Origin of the sequence: Nocardia harenae NBRC 108248, assembly GCF_001612885.1 — a bacterium.
In the GTDB taxonomy this organism is placed as follows: domain Bacteria; phylum Actinomycetota; class Actinomycetes; order Mycobacteriales; family Mycobacteriaceae; genus Nocardia; species Nocardia harenae.
Window position 1 is genome coordinate 137,026 of record NZ_BDBH01000002.1, and the last position, 24,437, is coordinate 161,462.

Consider the following 24,437-nt stretch of genomic DNA (forward strand, 5'->3'; position numbering starts at 1 on the left):
CGAGGCTACCGGCGGCGCTCAGCTCACCCGCAGCTCCCGCCCCGGGATGGCGTCGAGCAGCGCGCGGGTGTACTCCTCGCGCGGATTCGCGAAGACCTCGGCAGCGCTCGCCTCCTCCACCACCCGGCCGTCCCGCATGACCAGCACGTGGTCGGCGATCCGGCGGACAACGGCGAGGTCGTGCGTGATGAACAGGTAGCTGAGCCCGAGTTCGGCCTGCAGCTCGTCGAGCAGCTCCAGGATCTGCGCCTGGACCAGCACGTCCAGCGCGGAGACGGCCTCGTCGCAGATCACCAGCTCGGGCGAGAGCGCGAGCGCGCGGGCGATGGCGACCCGCTGGCGCTGCCCGCCGGAGAGCTCGTGCGGGTACCGGCGCAGCACATCGGCGGGGAGCGCGACCCGCTCGACCAGGTCGCGTACCCGCTCCGCGCGCTCGGCGGGGGTGCCGACCCGGTGCGTGCGCAGCGGCTCCTCGATGGCGCGCGCGATGGTGAAGAGCGGGTCGAGCGAGCCGTACGGGTTCTGGAACACCGGCTGCACCCGGCGCCGGAAGTCCAGCTCGGCGCGGCGGTCGAGCCCGGTGACCGGGCGGCCGTCGAAGGTCACGCTGCCCGAGGTCGGCGCGAGCAGGCCGAGCACGAGACGCGCCAGCGTGGATTTGCCCGAGCCGGACTCGCCGACCACCGCGGTGGTGGTGCCGCGCTCGACCCGGAACGAGACGTCGTCCACCGCACGCAGGGTCTCGCTCCGCCACGGCACCCGGCCGCGCAGCGGAAAGGTCTTGACCAGGTGCTCCGCCACCACGACGTGGTCGGGAAGCTCCTTCTCGACAGCCGAGGCCGCCCTGGCCCGCACCGCCGCGCGCTCCCGCTCCACCTCCCCGCGCCTGCTCGCCAGCGAGGGCGCCGCCGCCACCAGCCTGCGGGTGTACGGGTGCTCGGGCTCGCGCAGAATGCGCTGCGCCGGACCGGCTTCCACCACCCGGCCGCGGTACATGACCACGACGTGCTCGGCGCGCTCGGCGGCCAGCCCGAGGTCGTGCGTGATGAGCAGCACCGCGGTGCCGAGCTCGCCGGTGAGCCGATCCAGGTGGTCCAGGATCTGCCGCTGCACGGTGACGTCGAGCGCCGAGGTCGGCTCGTCGGCGATGAGCAGCTTGGGACGGCAGGCCAGCGCCATGGCGATGAGCGCGCGCTGCCGCATGCCGCCGGAGAACTCGTGCGGGTACTGCCCGGCCCGGCGCGCGGCGTCCGGCAGCCCGGCCTCGGCGAGCAGCTCGACCGCGCGCTCGCGGGCCGCCCTACCCTTCGCGATGCCATTGGCGGTGAGCGTCTCCCGGATCTGGAAGCCGACCTTCCACACCGGGTTCAGGTTGGTCATGGGGTCCTGCGGCACCAGCCCGATGCCGGTGCCGCGGATCCCGACGACAGCGCGCTTCGACGCGGTGGTGACCTCGGTGCCGTCGAACTCGATCGAGCCGCCGGTCACCCGGCCGGTGCCGGGCAGCAGGTCGATGACGGCGTGCGCGGTGGTCGACTTGCCCGAGCCGGACTCCCCCACCAGCGCGACCGTCTGCCCGGGGTAGACAGCGAGGTTCACCCCGCGCACCGCCGGTGTCGCGCCGAAGGCGACGTCGAGATCGGAGATCCGCAACAGCGGCGTGTCACCGGTCATCGCACCCGCGCCCGCGGATCGAGCGCGTCGCGCACCGCGTCGCCGAGCATGATGAAGCTCAGCACGGTGACGGCGAGCGCGGTGGCCGGGTAGAAGAGGATCGGCGCGGTGCGGATCTCGCGCTGCCCGGTGGCGATATCGCCGCCCCAGGAGACGATGGTGCGCGGCAGCCCGACGCCGAGGTACGAGAGCGTCGCCTCGGTGACCACGAAGACGCCGAGCCAGAGCGTGGTGATTACGATGAGCGGCCCCGCGGCATTCGGCAGCACGTGCCGCAGCAGCACCCCCGGCCTGGTGACGCCGAGCGCCTCGGCGGCCGTGACGTACTCGCTACTCTTCGCCTCGATCACCGCGCCGCGGGCGATCCGCGCCGCCTGCGGCCAGGTGAACGAGGCCAGGATGAGGATCACCGTCCACACCGTGCGCTGGGTGAGCAGCTGCATGAGCACGATGGCGGCGAGCATGAGCGGCAGCGCGAAGAAGATCTCCGAGATCCGGGAGATCACCGAGTCCGGCCAGCCGCCGAAGAAGCCGGCGAGCGAGCCGAGCGTGCCGCCGATGGCGACGAAGAGCAGCGTCGCGCCGAGCCCGGTGAGCACCGACGCCCGCGCGCCGTAGACCGTGCGGGCGAAGATGTCGCAGCCCTGCCGGTCGAAGCCGAAGGGGTGGCCGGGCCCGCGCGGGTCCATGCTGACATCGCCGTTGCAGTACCGCGGATCCTGGTCGGTGAAGAGCTGCGGGAAGGCCGCGACCAGCACCACGAGCACGATCAGCACCGCCGCGACCAGGAAGACCGGGTTGCGCCGCAGCCGGTGCCAGGCGTCCAGCCAGACGCTGGTCGGGCCGCCGGTGAGCCGCACCGTGTCGGTGACCACCGGCTCGTCGTCCACCGGGGCGACGAAGTACTCCTGACCGGGCCGTTCAGCCATAGCGGATCCTCGGGTCGAGCGCGGCGTAGAGCAGATCCACCAGCAGGTTGGTGAGCAGGAAGATCACGATCAGCACGGTCACGAAGGAGACCACCGTCGGCGGCTCGACCCGGGTGATGGCCTGGTAGAGCGTGCCGCCGACGCCGGGGATATTGAAGATGCCCTCGGTGACGATGGCGCCGCCCATGAGCGCGCCCAGGTCGGCGCCGAGGAAGGTGATCACCGGGATCATGGAGTTGCGCAGGATGTGCACGGTCACCACGCGGCGCCGGGGCAGCCCCTTGGCGGTGGCGGTGCGCACGTGGTCGGCGATCATGTTCTCCGCCACCGCGTTCCTGGTCAGCCGGAGCACGTAGGCGAAGGAGAGCGAGCCGAGCACGATGGCGGGGACCAGCAGCTCGCCGAAGCTCGCCCGGCCGGAGACGGTGACCGGCGCGATCCCCCACTTCACCCCGAGCAGGAACTGGGCGAGGAAGCCGAGCACGAAGACCGGCACCGCGATCACCACCAGGCTGGCCACCAGCAGCGTCGAGTCGAAGAGCCTGCCCTTGCGCAACCCGGCGAAGAGCCCGAACAGCACCCCGAAGCCGCCCTCGATCAGCACCGCGAGAAAGGCGAGGCGCAGCGTGATCGGGAAGGCGCGGGCCAGCTCCTCGCTCACCGGCCGCCCGGAGAACGAGGTGCCGAGGTCGAGGGTGACGATCCCCCGGAGATACAGCAGGTACTGCATCAGGAACGGCTGGTCCAGGTGGTAGCGGGCGCGCAGCTGCGCCTCCACCGCGGGGGTGAGCGGCTTCTCCCCGGCCAGCGCCTGGATCGGGTTGCCGGGGATCAGGAAGACCAGGGCGTAGACCAGCAGGGTGGCGCCGAGGAAAACCGGGATCATCTGCAGCAGCCGCCGCCCGGCGTACCAGCCCATGCGCGGCTACTTCTCGATGTTCTCGAAGTCGAAGAGCCCGTTCCAGGCCAGCTCGGCGCGGGACACCCGATCCGACCGCCCGGCGGCGGCCACGTAGTCGAAGACCGGGATATCGGCCATGTCGCGGATCAGCAGGCCCTGCGCCTGCGCGATGATCCGGTGCGATTCGTCCTGGGTTGGCGCGGCCAGCGCGGCGTCGAGCAGCCGGTCGAACTCGGGGTTGTTGTAGTCGACGTTGTTGGTCTCCGAGTAGCTGTAGTACTGCGAGGTCAGGAACTGCAGCATGGAGGGGTAGTCGCCCTGCCAGCCGTAGCGGAAGGCGGTGCCGATGGTGCCCGCGTCCACCTCGTCGCGCACGTTCTTGAAGGTGGGCAGCGCGCGGCCGACCGCCTCGATCCCGAGGGTGTTCTTGATGCTGTTGGCCACCGCGTCGACCCAGGCCTGGTGCCCGCCGTCGCTGTTGTAGGTGATCTCGTACCGGCCGGACCACGGCGCGATGGCGTCGGCCTGGGCCCAGACCCGGCGCGCCTCGTCCGGGTTGTAGCGGAAGACCTCGGACCCCGGCAGGTTGCCGTCGAAGCCGGGCAGCGTGCTCGCGGTGAAGTCGCGGGCCGGAATCCTGGTGCCGTTGAAGATGTTCTGCGCGACCTGCTCCCGATTGATCGCCATCGAGATGGCCTTGCGGCGCAGCAGCCCCTCCGCGCCGCCGAAGTGCGGCACCGAGCTCTGCACGCCGATGTGCTGGTTCTGCGCGGTGGGCTTGGTGATCGCGCGGTCGCCGAGATCCTGCTGGTAGGTGCCGAGCGCGCTGTCCGGCACGGTGTCGAGCGCGTCCAGGTTGCCCGCCTGCAGGTCGGCGTAGGCGGTGTCGAAGGACTGGTACATGACGAAGCGCAGGCCCTTGTTCTTCGCCGGGCGCCCGCCCGGGTAGTCCGGGTTCGGCTTCAGCTCGATCTGCACATTGTGCTGCCAGGCGCCGGTGTCGCTGAACATGTACGGGCCGTTGCCGATCGGGTTCTCGCCGAACGCCTTCATGTCCCGGAAGGCCGCCTCGGGCAGCGGGTAGAAGGGGGAGTAGCCGAGCTGCGACTCGAAGTCGATCGACGGCTGCTTCAGCTCCACGGTGAAGGTGCGGTCGTCCACCACCTTCAGCCCGGCCATGGTGGTCTGGGTGGGGTTCTCCGCGGCCACCTCGTCGAAGCCGAGGATTGGGGTGAAGACGTAGTTCTGCAGCTGGGCATTGGTGCTCAGCGCGCCGTAGTTCCAGGCGTCCACGAAGGACTTCGCGGTCACCGGGGAGCCGTCGGTGAACGTCCAGTCCGGTTTCAGGGTGATCCGGTAGCTGCGCCGGTCGGTGGTCTCGATGGATTGCGCCATCTCGTCGTGCGCCTCGCCGTCGGCGTCGTAGTACTTCAGCCCGGCGAAGAGCCGGTCGACGACCCGGCCGCCCTGGTTCTCGTTGGTGTTCGTCGGCACCAGCGGATTCTGCGGCTCACCGCCGTTGACGGTGACGAGCTCGGTGTCGGACGGGCCGGTCGAACAGGCCGTCGCGCCGAGTCCGAGCGCGAGCACGCCCGCGGCCAGCAGGGCGGTGATTCGTGTCGATCGCAACGCATCTCCCCCATTCGCGAAGATCGAGAGCTTGCTCAGGGACAGTAACGACACCGGCCGAGGTTGTCATGGGAACATCCGACGCGATCCCCCGGAGTTACCCACACGGCAACATCAGCGAAACTCGCGAGAGCGTAGCCGGCGCTACGGCAACCGCGGCACCGTTGACTAAGGTCGAGGCCGAGCGAACCACGGAAGGGCGAGACGAGATGACCGAGAATCCCGAACACCAGGCTTCCTACGCACCGTCCGCGGAGTTCGCGGCCTCGGCCAATGCGGGCGCCGAGCTCTACGACCGGGCCGAGGCCGACCGGCTCGCCTTCTGGGCCGAGCAGGCCGAGCGGCTGCACTGGGAGCAGCGGTGGACCGAGGTGCTCGATTGGTCCGGCGCACCGGTGGCCAAGTGGTTCGTCGGCGGCAAGCTCAATGTCGCCTACAACTGCGTGGATCGGCACGTCATCGACGGCCACGGCGACCAGGTCGCCATCCACTGGGAGGGCGAGCCGGGCGATTCCCGCGACATCACCTACGCCGAGCTGCGCGACGAGGTGAGCCGGGCGGCCAACTACCTCACCGAGCTCGGGCTGGAGGCGGGCGACCGGGTCGCCATCTACATGCCCATGATCCCCGAGGCGATCGTGGCCATTCTGGCCAGTGCCCGGCTCGGGCTGACGCACTCGGTGGTCTTCGCCGGGTTCTCCCCCTCGGCGCTGCGCCAGCGCGTCGACGATGCCAGCGCGCGGCTGGTGATCACCACCGACGGCCAGTGGCGGCGCGGCAAGGCGGCCCCGCTCAAGGAGGCGGTGGACGAGGCGCTCTACGCCAACGGCGATGTGCCGCACAGCGTCGAGCACGTGCTGGTGGTGCGGCGCACCGGTATCGAGGTGCCGTGGACCGATGGCCGCGACCTGTGGTGGCACGAGACCGTCGCGAACGCCGACCCGCACCACGAGCCGCGGGCCTTCGACGCCGAGCACCCGCTCTTCATCCTCTACACCTCGGGCACCACCGGGAAGCCCAAGGGCATCCTGCACACCAGCGGCGGCTACCTCACCCAGGCCGCCTACACCCACCACTACGTCTTCGACCACAAGGCCGGGCAGGACGTGTACTGGTGCACCGCCGATATCGGCTGGGTGACCGGGCACAGCTACATCGTCTACGGGCCGCTGGCGAACCGGGCCACGCAGGTGGTCTACGAGGGCACCCCGAACTTCCCGGACGAGCACCGGCACTGGCAGATCGTGGAGAAGTACGGCGTCAGCATCTACTACACCGCCCCCACCCTCATCCGCACCTTCATGAAGTGGGGCAGGCAGATCCCGGACGCCCACGACCTCTCCAGCCTGCGCGTGCTCGGCAGCGTCGGCGAACCGATCAACCCCGAGGCCTGGCGCTGGTACCGGGAGGTGATCGGACACGGCGACACCCCCATCGTGGACACCTGGTGGCAGACCGAGACCGGCGCCATCATGATCTCCCCCCTGCCCGGCGTCACCGCCGCCAAACCGGGCGCCGCGCAGACCCCGCTGCCCGGCATCTCCGCCCAGGTCGTCGACGAAGAAGGCAACCCCGTCGTACTCGGCGAGACCGAGGCCAACGGCTACCTCGTACTCGACCAGCCCTGGCCCTCCATGCTGCGCGGGATCTGGGGCGACATGGAGCGCTACCAGACCACCTACTGGGACCGCTACGCCAAGCAGGGCTGGTACTTCGCCGGTGACGGCGCCCGCCTGGACCCCGACGGCGACCTCTGGGTGCTCGGCCGGGTGGACGACGTCATGAACGTCTCCGGCCACCGCATCTCCACCGCCGAGGTGGAATCCGCCCTCGTCGGCCACACCGGGGTAGCCGAAGCGGCGGTGGTCGGGGCCAGCGACGACACCACCGGGCAGGGCATCGTCGCCTTCGTCATCCTCACCGCGACCACCGAGAACACCGGCGACACGCTGGTGAACGAACTCAAAGCCGAGGTCTCCAGGGAGATCAGCCCGATCGCCCGGCCCCGCGAGATCCACGTGGTGCCCGAGCTGCCCAAGACCCGCAGCGGCAAGATCATGCGCCGGCTGCTGCGCGATGTGGCCGAGGGCAGGGAGCTGGGCGACACCAGCACCCTGGTCGACCCGTCGGTCTTCGAACAGATCCGGGCGGACAAGGCCTGACCCCGGACCGGCCCCGGGGTGATGTCGCCGACGGCGCCCCGGGGTTCGGCGCTAGTGTTGCCGCGTGAGCGTGTCCATTCGCGCGGCGGGGAACCGGTGCGCTGGAATGTGACGACGCGGGTATGAGTACAGCGAGAGCCGGGACAGGGAGAAGGGTCGACCAAGTGAGCTTCACACAGGGCGGTAACGGAAACGACGCGCAGCGCGGCCGGTCGGTCACCGCCATCCCGCTCTCCGACGCCGACCCGGTGGGCTCGGCCAGCTTCGGCAGCCTGGTGCGCGATGCCACCGAGCAGATGTCGACGCTGGTGCGGGCCGAGGTCGAGCTGGCCAAGGCCGAGGTGACGGCGGAGGTCAAGAAGGGGCTGCAGGGCAGCGTCTTCTTCATCCTGGCGCTCACCGTGCTGCTGTTCAGCACCTTCTTCTTTTTCTTCTTCGTCGGCGAGCTGCTCGACGTCTGGCTGGCGCGCTGGGCCGCCTTCCTCATCGTCTTCCTGCTGATGGTGGTGGCGACGGCGGTGCTGGCGCTGCTCGGCTATCTGCGGGTGAAGAAGCTGCGGGCGCCGGAGAAGACCATCGACTCGCTCAAGCAGGCCAAGACCGTGCTTCCCGGCGGGCTCGGCACGAGCCACGACGAGCCGAAGGCACTGCGCTCCTGACCGACTAGGCTTTCGGCGTGTCGGCGACCTTTCCCCCTGACCCGTCCAGCGTCCGCTACGCGGGCCCGTGGACGCACCGGGACGTCCGCGCCAACGGCATCCGGCTGCACATCGTGGAGGCGGCGCCGGAGCGGGTCGATGCCCCGCTGGTGCTGCTGCTGCACGGCTTCGCCGATTTCTGGTGGTCGTGGCGGCACCAGCTGACCGCGCTCGCCGACCTCGGGTACCGCCCGGTCGCGGTCGACCTGCGCGGCTACGGCGACTCGGACAAGCCGCCGCGCGGCTACGACGGCTGGACCACCGCCGGTGACATCGCCGGGCTGATCCGCGCGCTCGGGCACACCGAGGCGGTGCTGGCCGGGCACGCCGACGGCGGGCTCGGCTGCTGGACCACGGCGGTGCTGCACCCCCGGCTGGTGCGCGCGATCGCGCTGGTCGGGTCGCCGCACCCGGCCGCGCTCAAGCGCTCGATCCTGCGCGACCGCAGGCAGCGCCGGATCTGGCTGCCCGCCTTCCTGCGCCACCAGATCCCGCGCTACCCCGAGCACCTGCTCACCAGGGACGACGGCGCGGAGGCCGAGCGGCTGCTGCGGGCGAGGGCGGGCGCCGCGTTCACCGCGGGGCCGGAGTTCGCCGACACCGCCGAGCGGCTGCGCAACGCCATCCGGATCCCCGGCACCGCGCACTGCGCGCTGGAGTACCAGCGCTGGGCCTTCCGCAGCCAGTGGCGGCCGGACGGGCGGCGCTTCATGGCGACCATGCGCGAGCCGGTCCGGATCCCGGTGCTCGCGCTGCGCGGCGAGCACGACCCGTACATCATGCCCGCCACCTTCCACCGCGGCCGCGCGCTCGCGCCGGAGCGGCGGCTGGTCTCGGTGCCCGGGGCCGGGCACTACGCGCACCAGGAGAACCCCGAGTTCGTCACCGCCGAACTGGCCAAACTGCTCGGCTGACAGCGGCTCGCCACGCGACCACCACCGTGGCCACGCGGCAGGGCGAGCGCCGGCCGAACTTGCTCGGCTGAACAGCGGCTCGCCCCGGTGGCAAGGCGCGCTGCTCGGCTAGCTCAGGACGCAGGCTCCGGTGTCGACCGGGCTCGCCACCGTCGGCGCGGCGGCCAGCTCGGCGGAGACCTCGTCCAGGGTGAGCACGTAGCCGGTGTCGTCGTCGGTCACCGCGGCGCCGAAGACCACGCCGAGCACCTGCCCCCCGGTGTCGACCAGCGGCCCGCCGGAGTTGCCCGCGCGCACCTGGCCGCGCACCGTGTAGACCTCGCGCTCCACCGTGCCGTTGCGGTAGATGGTCGGGCCGGTGAGATCCAGCGTCTCGCGCACCCTGGCGGCGCTGGCCGTGTAGGGCCCGCCGCCGGGGTAGCCGAGCACGATGGCGCTGTCGCCCGGCCGCGCCGCGCTCGGCGCCTGCGGCACCACCGGCGCGTTCAGCCCGGGCACCCGGAGCACCGCGACGTCCTTGGACGGGTCGAAGAGCACCACCTCGGCGTCGATCGGCCCGCTCGCCGTGTCCACCGCGACGCTGGTGGTCCCGGCGACCACGTGCGCGTTGGTCATCACCCGCTCCGGCGCGATCACGAACCCGGAGCCCTCGAGCGCGCGCTGGCAGCTCGGCGCCACCCCGCGGATGCGAAGCACGCTCGATTGCAGCGAGGCCGCGACCGGGCTGGCGAGCACGCTCCCGTCCGGCGGCTCGGCGGCCGCGATCGGGGTGCGGCCGAACGGCCCGATCACGTCGGGCAGCCCGGAGGTGTTGAGCAGCTGGGAGAACTCGTTGGGCAGCTTGCGCAGCCAGTTCGGCGCGACCTGGTTGACGTCGGCGAGCACCCGCGAGCCGTTGATCGCGGCCGCCACCGCGGGCTGCGACGAGGTGGCCAGCGGTAGCGCCAGCAACCATGCCGTCACCAGCACGGCAACCGCCTGCAGCACCGCGCCGACCGCGCTGTCCACCCCGCGCGCCACCGGGTTGTGCATGCCGCTGCGCGCGGCCCGGCCGAGCACCATGCCCGCGACCTCGCCGACGATCACCAGCACCACGATGAGCAGCACGCCCGCGAGTACCCTGGCCCTGCCCTCGTCCACGTGCACGAGCAGGTGCGGCGCGATCAGGATGCCCGCGACCGCGCCGAGCACGACGCCGAGGAAAGCGAGCGCGGAGGAGACCGCGCCCTGCCGCCAGCCGGAGGACGCCGCGAGCAGCGCGAGCAGCAGCACGGCCAGATCGAGCCAGCCGGACGGGCTCACAGCTCCATCCCCACGCTGGCGAGCGCGGCCTCCAGGTCGCGCACGTCGGAGCGGTCCCAGTCCAGCTCCCAGCCCGCCGCGGTGACGAGCCCGGCCAATATGCCGCCGGTCAGCCCCCAGACCAGCATGTTGTCCACCAAGAAAGCGGGGCTCCGGTAACCGAGGCCGCTGCGCACCAGGAACCGGTTCGCCGGGTCGAGCAGCTCGGCCATCGGCACCCGGACCACCCGCTCGGTCTCGCGGCGGTCGACCACGCCGACCGGGCTCGGCTCGCGCCAGTAGGCCACCACCGGGGTGACGTCGAAGCGCGAGGGCGGCACGAAGAGCGCGGGCAGCAGCGCCAGCGGGGCGACCCCGGCGGGCACCAGCCCGGTCTCCTCCTCCGCCTCGCGCAGCGCGGTGTGCACCGGCCCGGAGTCGCCCGGGTCGACGCCGCCGCCGGGGAAGGCGATCTGGCCGCGGTGCTGCCGCATGGTGGCGGCGCGCTGGGTCAGCAGCACGTCGGCGTCGGCGGGCAGGCCGCCCGGCGCGCTCGGGTCGGGCTCGGGCGAGCCCGCGAAGAGTACGAGCACGGCGGCCTGGCGCGGCTTGCCGGTGATGGTCATGGCGCGGCGCAGGGTGCGGGCCATGCTCAGGGTGTCGGCGGAGTCCGGGGCGGGCGGGCGGGTGGTGGCGCGCAGCCACTCCGGCGCCGCGGCGGGGTCCGGATCGGGCGCGATGAAACCCTGGTTGTCCGGTGAGCCGGACGCGGGCACGCTCATGCAACTACCTGTACCAGCACACCCGGCACCACCCTGCCACTAGTACGGTAACGATGGGGCCTGAGCGGGGGCCCTCCGTGGCCACGCTCCGCTCCCGCCTCCGGGCCTGACCCGCTCATGCCGTAACCATCGGGCCTGAGCGGGGGCCCTCCGTGGCCACGCTCCGCTCCCGCCTCCGGGCCTGACCCGCTCATGCCGTAACCATGGGGCCTGAGCGGGGGCCCTCCGTGGCCACGCTCCGCTCCCGCCTCCGGGCCTGACCCGCTCATGCCGAAACTCCCAGTTCGCCCGCGACTGTCCGCGCGATGTCGCCGGTGTCGGTGAAACTGCGCACCACGACATCGGCGACGGTGCCGTCCGCGCGCAGCAGCACCGAGATCGGCAGTACCGCGGGCGCGCCGACCGCGTTCCGCAGCGCGGCACCGGGGTCGAGCGCACCCGGCAGCGTGATGCCGAGACCGGTGAGCCGGCCGAGCGCCTTCGCCTCCTCCGGGTCGCTGTGCACGGTCAGCACCGTAATCCTGTCACCCGCCCGCCGGGCGTACTCCTGCAGATGGGGCAGTTCCTGCGCACAGGGCGCGCACCAGTAGGCCCACAGGTTCAGCAGCGCGGGCTTGCCCGCGAGTGCGGTGCCGAGGTCGACGGGTTCGCCGTCGGCGAGACAGGTGAGGGTCAGCCCGGCCAGCGGGCCCGCCCCGGGCGGCACCCCGGCTCCCCGAGCTTCCGCACCCGCCGGGCAGGGACTCAGCCCGGCGGCGGCCCGCTCCTCCGGTGACACCGCCGCGGGCGCCGGACGCCCGTCCTCGGGCGCGCCGGAATCACGCGGCCAGAGCGCCACCGCCACCGCCACCGCGACGATCACCGCGACCAGCGCGAGACGGGCGGCGACCGGCCACCGCGTCACCGGCCCGCCAGTTCGAGCAGGTGCGACGCCTCCGGCCCCTTCACCAGCTTGGCGGCCACCTCGGGATCGGTCGGGCCCGCGCCATAGGAGGGACAGTCCTTGGCGAGCAGACAGGCCCCGCAGGCGGGTTTGCGGGCGTGGCACACGCGCCTGCCGTGGAAGATCACCCGGTGCGAGAGCATGGTCCAGTCCCTGCGCTCGATCAGCTCCCCGATCGCGTGCTCGACCTTGACCGGGTCGTCCAGCTCGGTCCAGCCCCAGCGCCGCACCAGCCGCCCGAAATGGGTGTCGACGGTGATGCCGGGGATGTCGAACGCGTTGCCGAGGATGACATTCGCGGTCTTGCGACCGATTCCGGGCAATTGCACCAATTCGCCCAGGGTGTGCGGGAGTTCGCCATCGTGCCGCTCCAGCACCGCCTGACCGAGCCCGATGAGTGAGCTGGTCTTGTTGCGGAAGAACCCGGTCGGCCGGATGAACTCCTCCAGCTCGGCGCGATCGGCCTCCGCGTAGGCACGGGCGTCGGGATACCTGGCGAAGAGCGCGGGAGTGGTGAGATTCACTCTCTGGTCCGTGCACTGGGCGGAAAGAATCGTCGCCACCGCCAATTCCAGTGGCGTCCCGAAATCCAGTTCGCAGTGCGCGTCCGGAAATGCGACCGTCAGCGTGCGATACATCCGCCGTGCCCTTCGCACCAGGCCGAGCCGTGTTTCCGCCTGTCGCGCCCTGGATTTGCCGCGCGGCGGAGCCCCGCTCGCCGCCCCGGCCGCGGTACGGGCGGAGCCGTCGGCAGCGGCGGCGGAAGCGGGAGAACGCACGCGTCCACCATACGGAACCGCCCGACACTGTTGCCCAGCCAGTTCTCCCGCCGTGTTCCATCTGAGACCTCGACCGTGTTTACTGCTCGTCATGCAAGGACTCGCTGTGGTGCTCTTCCCAGTGGCGATGATGCTGTTCGCACTCGGCATGGAGCGGTTCGAGAGCCGGCTCCGCAAACTCGTCGAACCCGACGAGGAGGTCCAGCAGTACCTGGACAAGGCAAGCAATGCCGAGGTCAGCGAGCTGACCAAGCTCGGTCTTCCGGCCGCCGTCGCCCGGATGCGCAAGCGCCGCTCGCGCACCGAGGATCTCGACGTCGCCCGGGCCAGCTGAGCTCATCCCACCCCCGCGTCCGGCCCGAGTGAGCCGGCCGCGCGACCTTTCCGTCACTCGTTCCATCGACGTCCCGCAATCCGCTCTTTACGTGGTGTCTGTCACTGTCCGAGCCTGCCTCCGCGTAGACTCCGCTGGTGGCCGGGTCGATTCGGTCCCGGTACGGAAGCCATTTCCCAAAGGAGCACATTCGTGGACGAGGCCCTCGCCAGAGCAGGCATCTTCCAGGGCGTCGAGCCCACAGCGGTGGCCGCCCTCGCCAAACAACTCCAGCCCGTCGACTTTCCGCGTGGCCACATCATCTTCAACGAGGGCGAGCCGGGCGACCGGCTGTACATCATCACCACCGGCAAGGTGAAGATCGGGCGCCGCTCGCCGGACGGGCGGGAGAACCTGCTGACGATCATGGGCCCCTCCGACATGTTCGGCGAGCTCTCCATCTTCGACCCGGGCCCGCGCACCTCGACCGCGACCACGGTCACCGAGGTCCGCGCCGTCACCATGGACCGGGACGCGCTGAAGGCATGGATCGACCAGCGCCCCGAGATCGCCGAGCAGTTGCTGCGGGTGCTCGCCCGCCGCCTCCGCCGCACCAACAACAACCTGGCGGACCTGATCTTCACCGACGTCCCCGGTCGCGTCGCCAAGGCCCTGCTGCAGCTCGCGCAGCGCTTCGGCACCCAGGAGGCGGGCGCCCTCCGGGTCACCCACGACCTCACCCAGGAGGAGATCGCCCAGCTCGTCGGCGCCTCCCGCGAGACCGTGAACAAGGCGCTCGCCGACTTCGCGCACCGCGGCTGGCTGCGGCTGGAGGGCAAGAGCGTGCTCATCTCCGACTCGGAGCGGCTGGCGCGCCGCGCCCGCTGAGCTCCGCGCACAGCAGACAGCGCGCCGATGCGGTCGCCCGCACGGCGCGCTGTGCTGTTTTCTCAGGCAGTGCGCAGGTAGTCCAGCTGGGCCTGCACCGAGCTCCGCGCCGCGGGCCAGAGCTTCTTGTCCACGTCGGCGTACACCTTGCGCACGATCGCCATGGCGCCCGCATCGTCGCCCAGCTCGGCCAGCGCGGCCCGCACCTGGTCCAGCCGCTGGTGCCGGTGCTCGATGTAGTAGCGCAGCACCGGCCCCAGATCGGGGTGGTCCGGCCCGTGCGCGGGCAGCAGCGGCCGCCCGTCGCCCGCGGCGAGCAGCCGATCCAGCGAGGCCAGGTAGTCGGCGAGCGCGCCGGGGCGGTTCTCCAGCACCGTTGTCCCGGAACCGAGCACGGTGTCGCCGGTGAGCACCCCGTCGGCAAGCACGAAGCTCACCGAGTCGGTGGTGTGCCCCGGCGTGCCGAGCACCTCGATCCGCAGCCCGGCCGCCTCGATCACCTCGCCGTCGGCCAGCGCGGCCTCGGTGCCGCGCAGGAAGGTCGGGTCCTTGGCGCGCACCACCGTCCCGGTCAGGTCGACCAGCCGGTCGATGCCGCCGGTGTGGTCGTGGTGGTGGTGCGTGATCAGGGTGAGCGCGATGGCACCGCCGGTGGCCTCGGCGATGGCCTCCACGTGCGCCCGGTCCTTGGGCCCCGGGTCGACCACCACGTACTCGGTGCTCGCCGGCGCCCTGAGGAGCCAGGTGTTGGTGCCGTCCAGCGTCATCTGGCCGGGGTTCCGGGCGAGCAGCACCGACGCGTTCGGGGTCACCGGACGCAGCTGCCCGTAGGCGGGATGGGTCAGGGTCATGGCACTCCCCCTGGGGTTCGGGATTCGATGGGGCCGCGCGTCAGCGGACCTCGGCGATGAGCTCCACCTCGACCGGGGTGTTCCGGGGCAGCTCGGAGACGCCGACGGCGGAGCGGGCATGTGCCCCGGCGTCACCGAACACCGCGCCGAGGAACTGCGAGGCGCCGTTGATCACCACCGGCTGGTCGCCGAAGCCGGGCGCGGAGGCCACGAAGCCGACGACCTTCACGATCCGCACCACCTCGTCCAGCCCGACCAGGTCGTGCACCGCGGCCAGCGCGTTCAGGGCGCAGAGCCGGGCGGCCTCGGCGGCCGCCTCGACCGTCACCTCGGCGCCGACCTTGCCCGTGACCACCAGCTCACCGTCGACGAACGGCAGCTGCCCCGAGGTGTAGACCAGGCTGCCCGAGCGCAGCGCGGGCACGTACGCCGCGACCGGCGCGGTGACCGGGGGCAGCGTGACGCCGAGCTTGGCGAGATTCTCCCGCCACGGGGTCGCGGATTCGGCGGGCGCGGTCACTTCGCGCGCTTGAGGTAGGCCACGTGCTGCTCGCCGGTGGGGCCGGGCAGCACCGTCACCAGCTCCCAGCCGTCGGCGCCCCACTGGTCGAGGATCTGCTTGGTCGCGTGCGTCAGCAGCGGCACGGTGGCGTACTCCCACTGGGTGATTTCGCTCATGCGCAGAGCCTAACGGGGCGCCCCCGACGCAGGCAGACATGGCTCCGCCGCTGATCGGAACTCCGCGACCGGTACATCTTGTACCCATTCGACCCGCCGGTGGCGGATCACACGGACGGACCGGTCTTGCGGCCTATAGGCTCGCTGGGGTGGAAGCACCATCAGCAGCGCCGACGACGGGCTGGCCGGAGCGGGCGACCCGCGCCCGGCTGCACTACGTCTCGGGCAAGGGCGGCACCGGCAAGTCGACGGTCGCCGCGGCGCTGGCGCTGGCGCTGGCCAGGGGCGGGCGCCGGGTGCTGCTGGTCGAGGTGGAGAGCAGGCAGTCCATCGCCCAGCTCTTCGATCTGCCGCCGCTGCCCCCGACCGAGACCAGGATCGCCACCGCCGACGGCGGCGGCGAGGTGTGGGCGCTCGCGCTCGATATCGAGCACGCCTTCCTGGAGTACCTGGAAATGTTCTACAACCTCGGCTTCGCCGGCCGGGCCATGCGCCGGATGGGCGCCATCGAGTTCGTCACCACCATCGCGCCGGGGCTGCGCGACGTCATCCTCACCGGCAAGATCAAGGAGTGCGTGATCCGGACCGATCGCGGCACCGGGAAGCGGGTCTACGACGAGATCGTGGTCGACGCCCCGCCGACCGGCCGGATCGCGAGCTTCCTCGACGTCACCACCGCGATGGCCGAGATCGCCCGCGGCGGCCCGATCGCCGGGCAGGCCGAGGGCGTCTCCAAGCTGCTGCACTCCGACGAGACGCTGATCCACCTGGTGACGCTGCTGGAGGCGCTCCCGGTGCAGGAGACGGCCGACGCCGTCGCCCAGCTCACCGCCGAAGACCTGCGCATCGGCACCGTCGTCGTGAACCGGGCAGGCCAGGGCTACCTGTCCGCCGAGCTGCGCGGCGCGGTGGCCGACGGCGAGCTGGACCGGGACGAGCTGCGGTCCGGGCTGGCCGCCGCGGGCATCACGCTGCCGGACGCCGATTTCGACGGCCTGGTCACCGAGACGATCGAGCACGCCGCCCGGCTGCGTGCCCAGGACAACAGCGCCACCGAGCTGGCCGCGGTGGACGTGCCGCAGCTCTACCTGCCCGCGCTGACCGACGGCATCGATCTCGGCGGGCTGTACGAACTGGCCGAGAAGCTCAGCGAGCAGGGGGTCCGATGACAGCGCCGAACGCAGGCGCCCGGCTCGACGTCGCGGCGATCCTCGCCGACCCGAGCGCGCGCGTCGTCGTCTGCTGCGGCTCCGGCGGGGTCGGCAAGACCACGACCGCCGCCGCCATCGCGCTGCGCGCGGCCGAGCTTGGCCGCAAGGTGGTGGTGCTGACCATCGATCCGGCGCGCAGGCTGGCGCAGTCGCTCGGCGTCGCGGAGCTGGACAATGCCCCGCAGCGGGTGGAGCTCGGCCCCGAGGTCCCCGGCGAGCTGCACGCCATGATGCTGAACATGCGCCGCACCTTCGACGAGATGGTGCTGGAGCACACCAGCCCGGACAAGGCGCAGCAGATCTTCGCCAACCCGATCTACCAGACCGTCGCCTCCTCCTTCGGCGGAACGCAGGAGTACATGGCGATGGAGAAGCTCGGCCAGCTGACCAGCCGCAAGGACTGGGATCTGATCGTGGTCGACACCCCGCCCTCGCGGAACGCGCTCGACTTCCTCGACGCGCCGAAGCGGCTCGGCACCTTCCTGAACGGCCGGATGATCCGGGTGATCATGGCGCCGGGCCGCGGCGTCGGGCGGTTCGTCACCGGCGCCATGAGCCTGGCGCTCAAGGGCGTCTCGACCGTGGTCGGCGGGCAGCTGCTCAAGGACGCCTCGAACTTCCTGCAGTCGCTGGAGTCCATGTTCGGCGGGTTCCAGGAGCGGGCCAACCGCACCTTCGCCATGCTGGCCCAGCCCGGCACGCACTTCCTGGTGGTCGCCGCCGCCGAGCCGGACGCGCTGCGTGAGGCCTCGTTCTTCGTCGACCGGCTCTCCACCGAGCGGATGCCGCTGGCCGGGCTGGTGCTGAACCGCACGCACCCGGTGCTCAGCGGGCTCTCCGGCGACCGCGCGCGCTCGGCGGCCGAGCAGCTCGGCGACGACACCACGCTCACCGCCGCCGTGCTGCGGGTGCACGCGCAGCGCGCGGCCACCGCCAAGCGGGAGCAGCACCTGCTGCAGCGTTTCACCGGCGCGCACCCGCGGGTGCCGATCGTCGCGGTGCGCGCGCTGCCCTTCGAGGTCTCCGACCTGGCCGCGCTGCGCGCGGTGGGTGACCAGCTGGCCGGGCCCCGGCCCACGGCCGACGTCCACCCCTGAAAACGGGACCGAGCCCGCGGTGGCGGGCTCGGATTCCGGTATCGGGCGAAGCTGGGCTACATCGCCGGGTCAGATCGCGATCTGGTGCTGCCGCTGGGCCTGGAAGAAGTCGGCCCAGGAGGTCACCTCCGGGTGCTGCTTGAGCAGCGCGCGGCGCTGGCGCTCGGTCATGCCGCCCCACACCCCGAACTCGACGCGGTTGTCGAGCGCGTCGGCCCCGCACTGCATGAGCACCGGGCAGTGGCGGCAGATCGTCGCCGCCTTGCGCTGCGCCGCACCGCGAACGAACAGCTGGTCGGGATCCACTTCCTTGCACCTGGCCTCGGAGACCCAGGCGATCCGCGCCTCGGCCTGCTCCACGTTCAACCGAGCGATGGGGGTTGTCATATGCATTTGGTGTGCCCCTTTGCAGTCCGAACACCGTATGAACCGGCGCTCCGGAATCGCGTTCAGTACGCGGCAACCCAGACCCCGCTGCGCACTGCACCACATTCCACTTTGAGTGTTAGCTCTATCACACTGGGTTCTCAATCTAGGTAAAGGTTGAGGACAACGCAAGACCGGGCTCGAACCTTTTTGGTACGTCCGTGCCTGGGACGCAAGTACCGAACCGTCCGGTTGGGCCGACTCGCTGGGAAAACCCCACGACACGCCCACTTCGGCGGACACCGCCGTCCGGCAGCGTGTCATTCGGTGTGCGCACCTCGCAGACGGATCCCGTCCACCCCGTAGTCTGGCGGCGTGCCGATGACACGAACACTCGCGAAACTGGCCGGCAGCTGCGTGCTCGCCGCCGTGCTCGTCGCGGGGCTGTTGTTCCCGCTCGCCGGTGGTTTCGGGTTCGTCTCCAATCGCGCCGCCGACGCCGTCGACAATGTCTCCGCCGAGCTGGTCGAGGGCACCGTCCCCGCCGTCTCCACCATGGTCGACACCGCGGGCAACCCGATCGCCTGGCTGTACGAGCAGCGCCGGTTCGAGGTGCCGAGCGACCGGATCGCCAACAACATGAAGCTCGCGATCGTCTCGATCGAGGACCGCCGCTTCGCCGAGCACGAGGGCGTCGACTGGCAGGGCACGCTGCGCGCCTTCCTCACCAACTCGGCCAGCGGCGAGGTGCAGCAGGGCGCCTCCACCCTCGACCAGCAGTACGTGAAGAACTTCCAGCTGCTCGTGGTCGCCAAGACCGACGCGGAGCGGCGCGCGGCGATCGAGACCACCCCGGCGCGCAAGATCCGCGAGATCCGGATGGCGCTGACGCTGGACCGCGAGCTCACCAAGGACGAGATCCTCACCCGCTACCTGAACCTGGTGCCCTTCGGCAACAGCTCCTACGGCATCCAGGACGCCGCGCAGACCTACTTCGGCGTCGACGCCGCGGATCTGAACGTGGCACAGTCGGCCATGCTCGCCGGCATGGTGCAGAGCTCGTCCAAGCTCAACCCGTACACGAACAAGGACGGCGTGCTGCAGCGGCGCAACACCGTCCTGGACACCATGATCCAGAACATCCCGAGCCGGGCCGACGAGTTCCGCGCCGCCAAGACCGAGCCGCTCGGCGTGCTGCCCGAGCCCAAGGGGCTGCCGCGCGGCTGCATCGCCGCCAACGACCGCGGCTTCTTCTGCGACTACGCGCTGCAGTACCTGGCCAACTCGGGCATCAGCCGGGAGCAGGTGGACAAGGGCGGGTACCTGATCCGCACCACGCTCGACCCGGCCGTGCAGGACTCGGTGCGCGATGCGGTCGCGGGCGCCGCCGACCCCAACCTGGCGAATATCGCCGAGGTGATGTCGGTGGTAGCGCCCGGCGAGAACTCGCACGACGTGGTCGCCATGGCGAGCAGCAGGCGCTACGGCCTCGACCCGGACGCCAACGAGACCGTGCAGCCACAGCCGTACTCCATGGTCGGCGACGGGGCCGGCTCGATCTTCAAGCTCTTCACCACCGCCGCCGCGATGGAGAAGGGGCTCGGCATCAACGCCCAGCTGGACGTGCCGAATCGCTTCGAGGCCAAGGGGATGGGCAACGGCGGCGCCCGGGGCTGTCCGGCGGCCACCTACTGCGTGGAGAACGCGGGCAGGTACAAGTCGCCGATGTCGGTCACCGAGGCGCTCGCGACCTCGCCGAACACCACCTTCGTCAAGCTGATCCAGGCGGTCGGGGTGGCGCCGACGGTCGATATGGCGGTCCGGCTCGGGCTGCGCTCGTACACCGAGCCGGGCACCTCCGGATTCAGCAACCAGAGCCTGGCCGACATGGTCAAGGAGCAGAACCTCGGCTCCTTCACCCTCGGCCCGGTCGCGATCAACCCGCTCGAGCTCTCCAACGTCGCGGCCACGCTGGCCTCCGGCGGCCGGTGGTGCCCGCCGTCGCCGATCCGGGAGGTCATCGACCGGCAGGGCAAGCAGGTTCCGCTCACCCAGCAGGCCTGCGAGCAGGTGGTCGAGCCCGGGCTGGCGCAGACCCTCGCCAACGCCATGAGCAAGGACGACACCGAGGGCACCGCCGCGGGCTCGGCGCGGGCCACCGGCTGGAACGCGCCCGCCTCCGGCAAGACCGGCACCACCGAGAGCCACCGCTCCTCCGGCTTCCTCGGCTTCACCAACTCGCTGGCCGCCGCGGTCTACGTCTACGGCGACAGCCCGACGCCCGGCGAGATCTGCTCCTTCCCGCTGCGCAACTGCGGGAGCGGAGATCTCTTCGGTGGCAACGAGCCCGCGCGCACCTGGTTCAACGCCATCAAGCCGGTGCTCGGGCAGTACCCGCCGCCCGCGCTGCCGCCGCTGGACGACAAGTACGTGCGCGGGTCGAACCAGGCGCAGGTGCCGGACGTCAGCAATATGTCCCAGGGTGATGCCACCTCGGCGCTCACCAGGGCCGGGTTCCAGGTGACCGCGGTGACGCAGGGTGGGGCCGCCCCGAAGGGGACGGTCATGGGCACCGCGCCGAACGGATCGGCGATTCCGGGGTCGGTGATCACGATCTACGTCAGCGACGGGACCCAGCGCCAAGCGCCGAGCCCGACGCCGGGGCCTGCCCCCGCGCCTGCGGCGCCCGGCTTGCCGCCGCTGCGGCTGCCGCCGATTCCCATCCCGATCCCCATCCCCCGCTGACCCGAAATTGCCCCCGGCCTCGAAGGCCGGGGGCAATTGGCGGTGGGCCGAGGGCCAGGGCCGCAGGGGCGGAGAAGCGCTCGGCTGGAGCGCGAACCGGAGGCCCGGGATGGGGCCGCACCGCTCAGAGCCGGGCTTTGACCGCGGCCGAGATGCGGGAGCCATCCGCCTTGCCCGCGGCGAGAGCGGTCGCGATCTTCATGACCTGACCCATCTGCCGCATCCCCGGCCGCTCCCCGAGCTCCTCCGCGACCTGCGCGATGGCGGTGTCGGCGAGATCCGCCACCTCCGCCTCGGTGAGCTGCGTCGGCAGGTACTCGTCGATGATCCTGGCCTCGGCGTGCTCGTTGGCGGCGAGCTCGCCGCGGCCGTTCTGGGCGTACACCTCCGCCGCCTCGCCGCGCTTCTTCGCCTCCTTCTGCAGCACGGAGACCACTTCGGCGTCGGTGAGTTCGCGCGCCTCGGACCCCGCCGTCTCGGCGGTCTGGATCGCGGCGAGCAGCATCCGGACGGTGCCGAGACGCAGGGTGTCCTTGGCTTTCAGCGCGGTGGTGAGATCCGCCCGCAGCTGCGACTTCAGTTCCGACATACCCCCACGCTAGCCCGTCCCGCGCCCACCTCCCAGCGCATTTGCGCTCGTGGCACCCGCTGTGCGAGAACACACGGGGCAGGACCGGCCGGGCTCACCTATGCTGGGCAAATGCCCGTCATCACGACCTCCGCCGTCGGACGCGCCGCAACGGTGGCCGCGGGAGCCGCGGTCGCCGGAATCGGTTACGCCTCCCTCGTCGAGCGCAATGCGTTCGTGCTCAGGGAGACGACCATGCCGGTGCTGCAGCCCGGGTCGTCGTCACTGCGGGTGCTGCACATCAGCGACCTGCACATGACGCCGAACCAGAAGCTCAAGCAGCAGTGGCTGCGCGACCTGGACCGGCTGGAGCCGGACCTGGTGGTGAACACCGGCGACAACCTGTCGCACCAGAAGGCGGTGCCCGCCGTCGTGCAGTCGCTCGGCAGCCTGCTCTCCCGCCCCGGGCTCTTCGTGTTCGGCAGCAACGATTACTTCGCCCCGGTGCCGAAGAACCCGCTCAAGTACTTCCAGAAGGACCACCGCCGCACCTACGGCGCCCCGCTGCCCTGGCAGGATCTGCGCGCGGCGTTCAACGAGCGCGGCTGGCTCGACCTCACGCACGTACGCCGCGATCTCGAGATCGGCGGCATCCGGATCGCCACCGCCGGGGTGGACGACCCGCACCTGCAGCGCGACCGCTACGACACCATCGCCGGCCCGCCGAACCCGCTGGCGGACCTGCGGATCGGGCTCACCCACTCGCCCGAGCCCCGGGTCCTCGACCGCTTCGCCGCCGACGGCTACGACCTGGTGCTGGCCGGGCACACGCACGGCGGCCAGCTCTGCGTGCCCGGTTTCGGTGCGCTGGTGACCAATTGCGGCATCGACCGGGCCAGGGTCAAGGGGCCGTCCAGCTGGGGCGAGCACACCAAGCTGCACGTCTCGGCGGGCATCGGCACCTCGCCGTGGGCGCCGTACCGCTTCTGCTGCCGCCCGGAGGCCACGCTGCTGACCCTGGTGGCCGCGCCGCCCAAGCAGCCGTCGACCGAAACCGGCCGAGGCCGTTCGGCTTCGGCGGCCGTCGCCCGCTAAGGTCGCGTCCCGAAGCTGACAGTCAGGCAGGGGGCGCCACATTGGCAGAAACCGATGCGCAACGCACCGACCGGGCCGTATGGGGGCAACCGGGGGCGCCGCGAGTAGTTCCGGAATCCGCTGTGGCGGGGCGCGAAGCCCCGCCGCGACCGACATTTCCGGCCGGTTCCGCATCACCGTCGGTGACCGGCTCGTGGCAGGCGGCCACCGCGGTCCAGGATCGTGATCCCGGAAGGCCCGCGGTACCGCCGCCCCACGATTTCGACGCCTTCCTCGCGGAGTACCGCGCCCGGCCGAGCGGCCAGGGCAAGACCCTGCCCGCCGCGGGCGCCGCCGTGCTCGCGTTCGCGGCCGCCGCCACCGCCGTCGCCGTCGCCCGCGGCTCGGACGATCCGGAGAGCGGGGCTCCCCCGCTGGTCAGCGCGCTCACCAGCGACGCACCGGCCAGCGTCGCCGTGCCGCCGCCGGTGCTCCCCGGCTACCGGGTGGTGGCCGCGCCGGACCGCGACGCCGCGTACGACGTCCCGGCGGGCTGGCACATCGCCCCCGCGGACACCGTGGCCGGATTCGGCCGCGCCCCGGACGCGCTCACCGGCAAGGGCTACGCCACCGACGGCCGCGACTACTGCCCCGGCTCCACCCGCACCGTCGCCTTCCTCACCGCCGCCGACGAGGGGGATTCCGCCGCCGCGGCCACCGCCATCGGCGCCAAGGCGGCCCGCCTCGCCTACGCCGACCCCGGCGCCGCCGCCCCCGCCGAGCCACTGCGCTCCCTGGACGGCGGTCAGCAGGGCATGTTCGTGGAGACCAGGGGCCGGATCGCGCGGCCCGCGCCCGGCTGCGCCGCCGAGTACGCCGTGTACACCTGGGCCGCCCCGAGCACCAATGGCAGCTTCGTCATGGTGATCGCCGCCGACATCGGCGTCCCGCAGGCGCTCGACGCCGCGGGCGCCAAGCGCGTCTTCAGCACCATCCGACCCTACGAACCCTGACTGACCTGCCAATTTAACGTCCAGAGGTCCCCTGTTGTAAGCTACTTCAGGTTCTCCTCCCCGGGGTGTGGCGCAGCTTGGTAGCGTGCTTCGTTCGGGACGAAGAGGTCGCAGGTTCAAATCCTGTCACCCCGACTCGTGTGGTTGAGACACGAAGAAGCCCCTGGCCGTCAGGTCAGGGGCTTCTCTTGTCGGTGACCACGTGCCCTCCGGCAGGCAAATCATGCGTTCGACCGACTGATCTCCGAAAACGACGGCACTAATCTAGAGCCGAGTCGAAACCAGAAAGTCGGCTACCGAATCCGCCAACGGAGTATCGAATGGGCCTGTTCTCTCGCGCACCGGCACCGCACCCGAATTTCGTGCAACTCTGCCATCGCGTCATCGCCGAGTCCGGCCGCAATCCGGCAGAGATCGATTTCGGTCATCTCATGAGCGTGTTCGGCAAGATCCTCGAGACGACGGCGCGGAAGCATGTGCCGGGGCGCGGCGACGAAGTCCGCGCTGTGATCATGCAGAGCTTCGCCGTCAGGGACACCGAGGCACCGTGGCTGTTCCTGCAGAGCCTGGGACGCCCCGGGGTCCGGGCGTCGGACGAGATCGTCGACTTCCTACACGAGAACATCGGCGAAATCGTCAAAAGGACGCGCAATGGTCAATACGACCGCAAAGCCGACAGCCCCGATCAACAGCACTGATTCCGTCGGAAACCCACAAAGGAGAGACAAATGGCTCAGTCCGATCAGGAAGTACGCAACGCCATCGCCCGGGTGAAGAATTCCCCCGACCACGCCAGCGATGCGGACTGGAAGGTCGTCAACGATTTCGCCCGTCTCGCCGGCACCCTCGGCAACCTCGCGCGGGAAGCGATCAAGGGGCGCTGAGGCGCACCCGTTCCGTCCGGGTGACTCCCACCCGACAGCCCTCGGCCGGCTCGACCG

Annotated in this window: 25 protein-coding genes and 1 tRNA gene; 13 read left to right on the forward strand and 13 right to left on the reverse strand. The window is 71.2% G+C overall.

Annotated features, from left to right (window positions below; genetic code table 11):
• Positions 1-18: 18 nt before the first annotated feature.
• Genes NH2_RS03555 through NH2_RS03570 form a run of 4 tightly spaced genes read right to left on the reverse strand, consistent with a single transcriptional unit; the run spans position 19 to position 5,133 of the window.
• Positions 19-1,674, reverse strand: a complete 1,656-nt coding sequence (locus NH2_RS03555; protein ID WP_067648097.1) for an ABC transporter ATP-binding protein — start codon at positions 1,672-1,674, stop codon at positions 19-21.
• Entirely contained in the window at positions 1,671-2,603 is a 933-nt protein-coding gene (locus NH2_RS03560) for an ABC transporter permease (protein ID WP_067648100.1), read from the reverse strand. The genes NH2_RS03555 and NH2_RS03560 overlap by 4 nt, the downstream gene beginning before the upstream one ends.
• On the reverse strand, positions 2,596-3,522 hold the full coding sequence (locus tag NH2_RS03565; RefSeq protein WP_067648103.1) for an ABC transporter permease: 927 nt from the start codon (positions 3,520-3,522) through the stop codon (positions 2,596-2,598). Before NH2_RS03565 ends, NH2_RS03560 begins: the two co-directional genes overlap by 8 nt.
• 6 nt (positions 3,523-3,528) lie before the next feature.
• Positions 3,529-5,133: a peptide ABC transporter substrate-binding protein gene (locus NH2_RS03570; protein WP_439951729.1), complete on the reverse strand. Its 1,605-nt coding sequence runs from the start codon at positions 5,131-5,133 to the stop codon at positions 3,529-3,531.
• 209 nt (positions 5,134-5,342) lie between these two features.
• Between NH2_RS03570 and acs the strand changes: the two genes are divergently transcribed.
• The 3 genes from acs (at position 5,343) to NH2_RS03585 (ending at position 8,907) form a co-directional block, all read left to right on the forward strand.
• Positions 5,343-7,295: an acetate--CoA ligase gene (acs, locus tag NH2_RS03575; RefSeq protein WP_067648106.1), complete on the forward strand. Its 1,953-nt coding sequence runs from the start codon at positions 5,343-5,345 to the stop codon at positions 7,293-7,295.
• Positions 7,296-7,459: 164 nt separating this feature from the next.
• Positions 7,460-7,954, forward strand: coding sequence for a phage holin family protein (locus NH2_RS03580; protein ID WP_067648109.1), 495 nt, complete (start codon positions 7,460-7,462; stop codon positions 7,952-7,954).
• Between the two features lie 17 nt (positions 7,955-7,971).
• Positions 7,972-8,907, forward strand: coding sequence for an alpha/beta fold hydrolase (locus NH2_RS03585; RefSeq protein WP_067648113.1), 936 nt, complete (start codon positions 7,972-7,974; stop codon positions 8,905-8,907).
• Between the two features lie 108 nt (positions 8,908-9,015).
• Here NH2_RS03585 and NH2_RS03590 read toward each other — a convergent pair whose 3' ends face one another.
• The 4 genes from NH2_RS03590 to nth form a co-directional block, all read right to left on the reverse strand.
• Complete coding sequence (locus tag NH2_RS03590; protein ID WP_067648116.1) at positions 9,016-10,209, reverse strand: MarP family serine protease; 1,194 nt, start codon at positions 10,207-10,209, stop codon at positions 9,016-9,018.
• Entirely contained in the window at positions 10,206-10,838 is a 633-nt protein-coding gene (locus NH2_RS03595) for an NUDIX hydrolase (protein ID WP_067649221.1), read from the reverse strand. The genes NH2_RS03590 and NH2_RS03595 overlap by 4 nt, the downstream gene beginning before the upstream one ends.
• A 397-nt stretch (positions 10,839-11,235) precedes the next feature.
• A complete protein-coding gene (locus tag NH2_RS03600; protein WP_067648119.1) occupies positions 11,236-11,874 on the reverse strand; it encodes a TlpA family protein disulfide reductase in 639 nt (212 codons plus the stop codon).
• Entirely contained in the window at positions 11,871-12,572 is a 702-nt protein-coding gene (gene nth / locus NH2_RS03605) for an endonuclease III (RefSeq protein WP_245650446.1), read from the reverse strand. Before nth ends, NH2_RS03600 begins: the two co-directional genes overlap by 4 nt.
• A gap of 226 nt (positions 12,573-12,798) precedes the next feature.
• Between nth and NH2_RS03610 the strand changes: the two genes are divergently transcribed.
• Positions 12,799-13,026 (forward strand): hypothetical protein, encoded by a 228-nt coding sequence (locus NH2_RS03610; protein WP_084505189.1) that lies wholly within the window; start codon positions 12,799-12,801, stop codon positions 13,024-13,026.
• Between the two features lie 192 nt (positions 13,027-13,218).
• Complete coding sequence (locus tag NH2_RS03615) at positions 13,219-13,893, forward strand: Crp/Fnr family transcriptional regulator (protein WP_067648128.1); 675 nt, start codon at positions 13,219-13,221, stop codon at positions 13,891-13,893.
• 62 nt (positions 13,894-13,955) lie between these two features.
• Here NH2_RS03615 and NH2_RS03620 read toward each other — a convergent pair whose 3' ends face one another.
• Genes NH2_RS03620 through sp36 form a run of 3 tightly spaced genes read right to left on the reverse strand, consistent with a single transcriptional unit; the run spans position 13,956 to position 15,422 of the window.
• Positions 13,956-14,744, reverse strand: coding sequence for an MBL fold metallo-hydrolase (locus NH2_RS03620; protein WP_067648130.1), 789 nt, complete (start codon positions 14,742-14,744; stop codon positions 13,956-13,958).
• Positions 14,745-14,784: 40 nt separating this feature from the next.
• Positions 14,785-15,264: a RidA family protein gene (locus NH2_RS03625; RefSeq protein WP_067648133.1), complete on the reverse strand. Its 480-nt coding sequence runs from the start codon at positions 15,262-15,264 to the stop codon at positions 14,785-14,787.
• The gene (gene sp36, locus NH2_RS28555) at positions 15,261-15,422 is read right to left on the reverse strand and encodes a Sp36 family protein (RefSeq protein ID WP_157103589.1); all 162 of its coding nucleotides are present in this window, start codon (positions 15,420-15,422) and stop codon (positions 15,261-15,263) included. The genes NH2_RS03625 and sp36 overlap by 4 nt, the downstream gene beginning before the upstream one ends.
• 149 nt (positions 15,423-15,571) lie before the next feature.
• Here sp36 and bagA point away from each other — a divergent pair, with 149 nt between their 5' ends.
• Together bagA and bagB are read left to right on the forward strand one after the other, a co-directional pair.
• The gene (bagA, locus tag NH2_RS03630) at positions 15,572-16,591 is read left to right on the forward strand and encodes an ATPase BagA (protein ID WP_067648136.1); all 1,020 of its coding nucleotides are present in this window, start codon (positions 15,572-15,574) and stop codon (positions 16,589-16,591) included.
• Entirely contained in the window at positions 16,588-17,730 is a 1,143-nt protein-coding gene (bagB, locus tag NH2_RS03635; RefSeq protein ID WP_067648138.1) for an ATPase BagB, read from the forward strand. The genes bagA and bagB overlap by 4 nt, the downstream gene beginning before the upstream one ends.
• Before the next feature lie 69 nt (positions 17,731-17,799).
• On the opposite strand, the gene NH2_RS03640 is transcribed toward bagB, so the two are convergent.
• Positions 17,800-18,123, reverse strand: a complete 324-nt coding sequence (locus tag NH2_RS03640; RefSeq protein ID WP_067648142.1) for a WhiB family transcriptional regulator — start codon at positions 18,121-18,123, stop codon at positions 17,800-17,802.
• Positions 18,124-18,477: 354 nt separating this feature from the next.
• Here NH2_RS03640 and NH2_RS03645 point away from each other — a divergent pair, with 354 nt between their 5' ends.
• Positions 18,478-20,841: a penicillin-binding protein gene (locus NH2_RS03645; RefSeq protein ID WP_067648145.1), complete on the forward strand. Its 2,364-nt coding sequence runs from the start codon at positions 18,478-18,480 to the stop codon at positions 20,839-20,841.
• A gap of 124 nt (positions 20,842-20,965) precedes the next feature.
• On the opposite strand, the gene NH2_RS03650 is transcribed toward NH2_RS03645, so the two are convergent.
• A complete protein-coding gene (locus NH2_RS03650) occupies positions 20,966-21,430 on the reverse strand; it encodes a GatB/YqeY domain-containing protein (RefSeq protein WP_067648148.1) in 465 nt (154 codons plus the stop codon).
• A gap of 111 nt (positions 21,431-21,541) precedes the next feature.
• Between NH2_RS03650 and NH2_RS03655 the strand changes: the two genes are divergently transcribed.
• The 5 genes from NH2_RS03655 (at position 21,542) to NH2_RS28560 (ending at position 24,380) form a co-directional block, all read left to right on the forward strand.
• A complete protein-coding gene (locus NH2_RS03655) occupies positions 21,542-22,504 on the forward strand; it encodes a metallophosphoesterase (RefSeq protein ID WP_067648151.1) in 963 nt (320 codons plus the stop codon).
• Between the two features lie 182 nt (positions 22,505-22,686).
• A complete protein-coding gene (locus tag NH2_RS03660; RefSeq protein WP_067648154.1) occupies positions 22,687-23,496 on the forward strand; it encodes a DUF8017 domain-containing protein in 810 nt (269 codons plus the stop codon).
• Positions 23,497-23,557: 61 nt separating this feature from the next.
• Positions 23,558-23,631 (forward strand) — tRNA-Pro (locus NH2_RS03665).
• A gap of 185 nt (positions 23,632-23,816) precedes the next feature.
• On the forward strand, positions 23,817-24,194 hold the full coding sequence (locus NH2_RS03670) for a hypothetical protein (RefSeq protein WP_157103590.1): 378 nt from the start codon (positions 23,817-23,819) through the stop codon (positions 24,192-24,194).
• Between the two features lie 30 nt (positions 24,195-24,224).
• Positions 24,225-24,380 carry a hypothetical protein gene (locus tag NH2_RS28560; protein ID WP_157103591.1) on the forward strand — a complete coding sequence of 52 codons (156 nt, stop codon included), beginning with the start codon at positions 24,225-24,227 and terminating at the stop codon, positions 24,378-24,380.
• Positions 24,381-24,437: the final 57 nt, after the last annotated feature.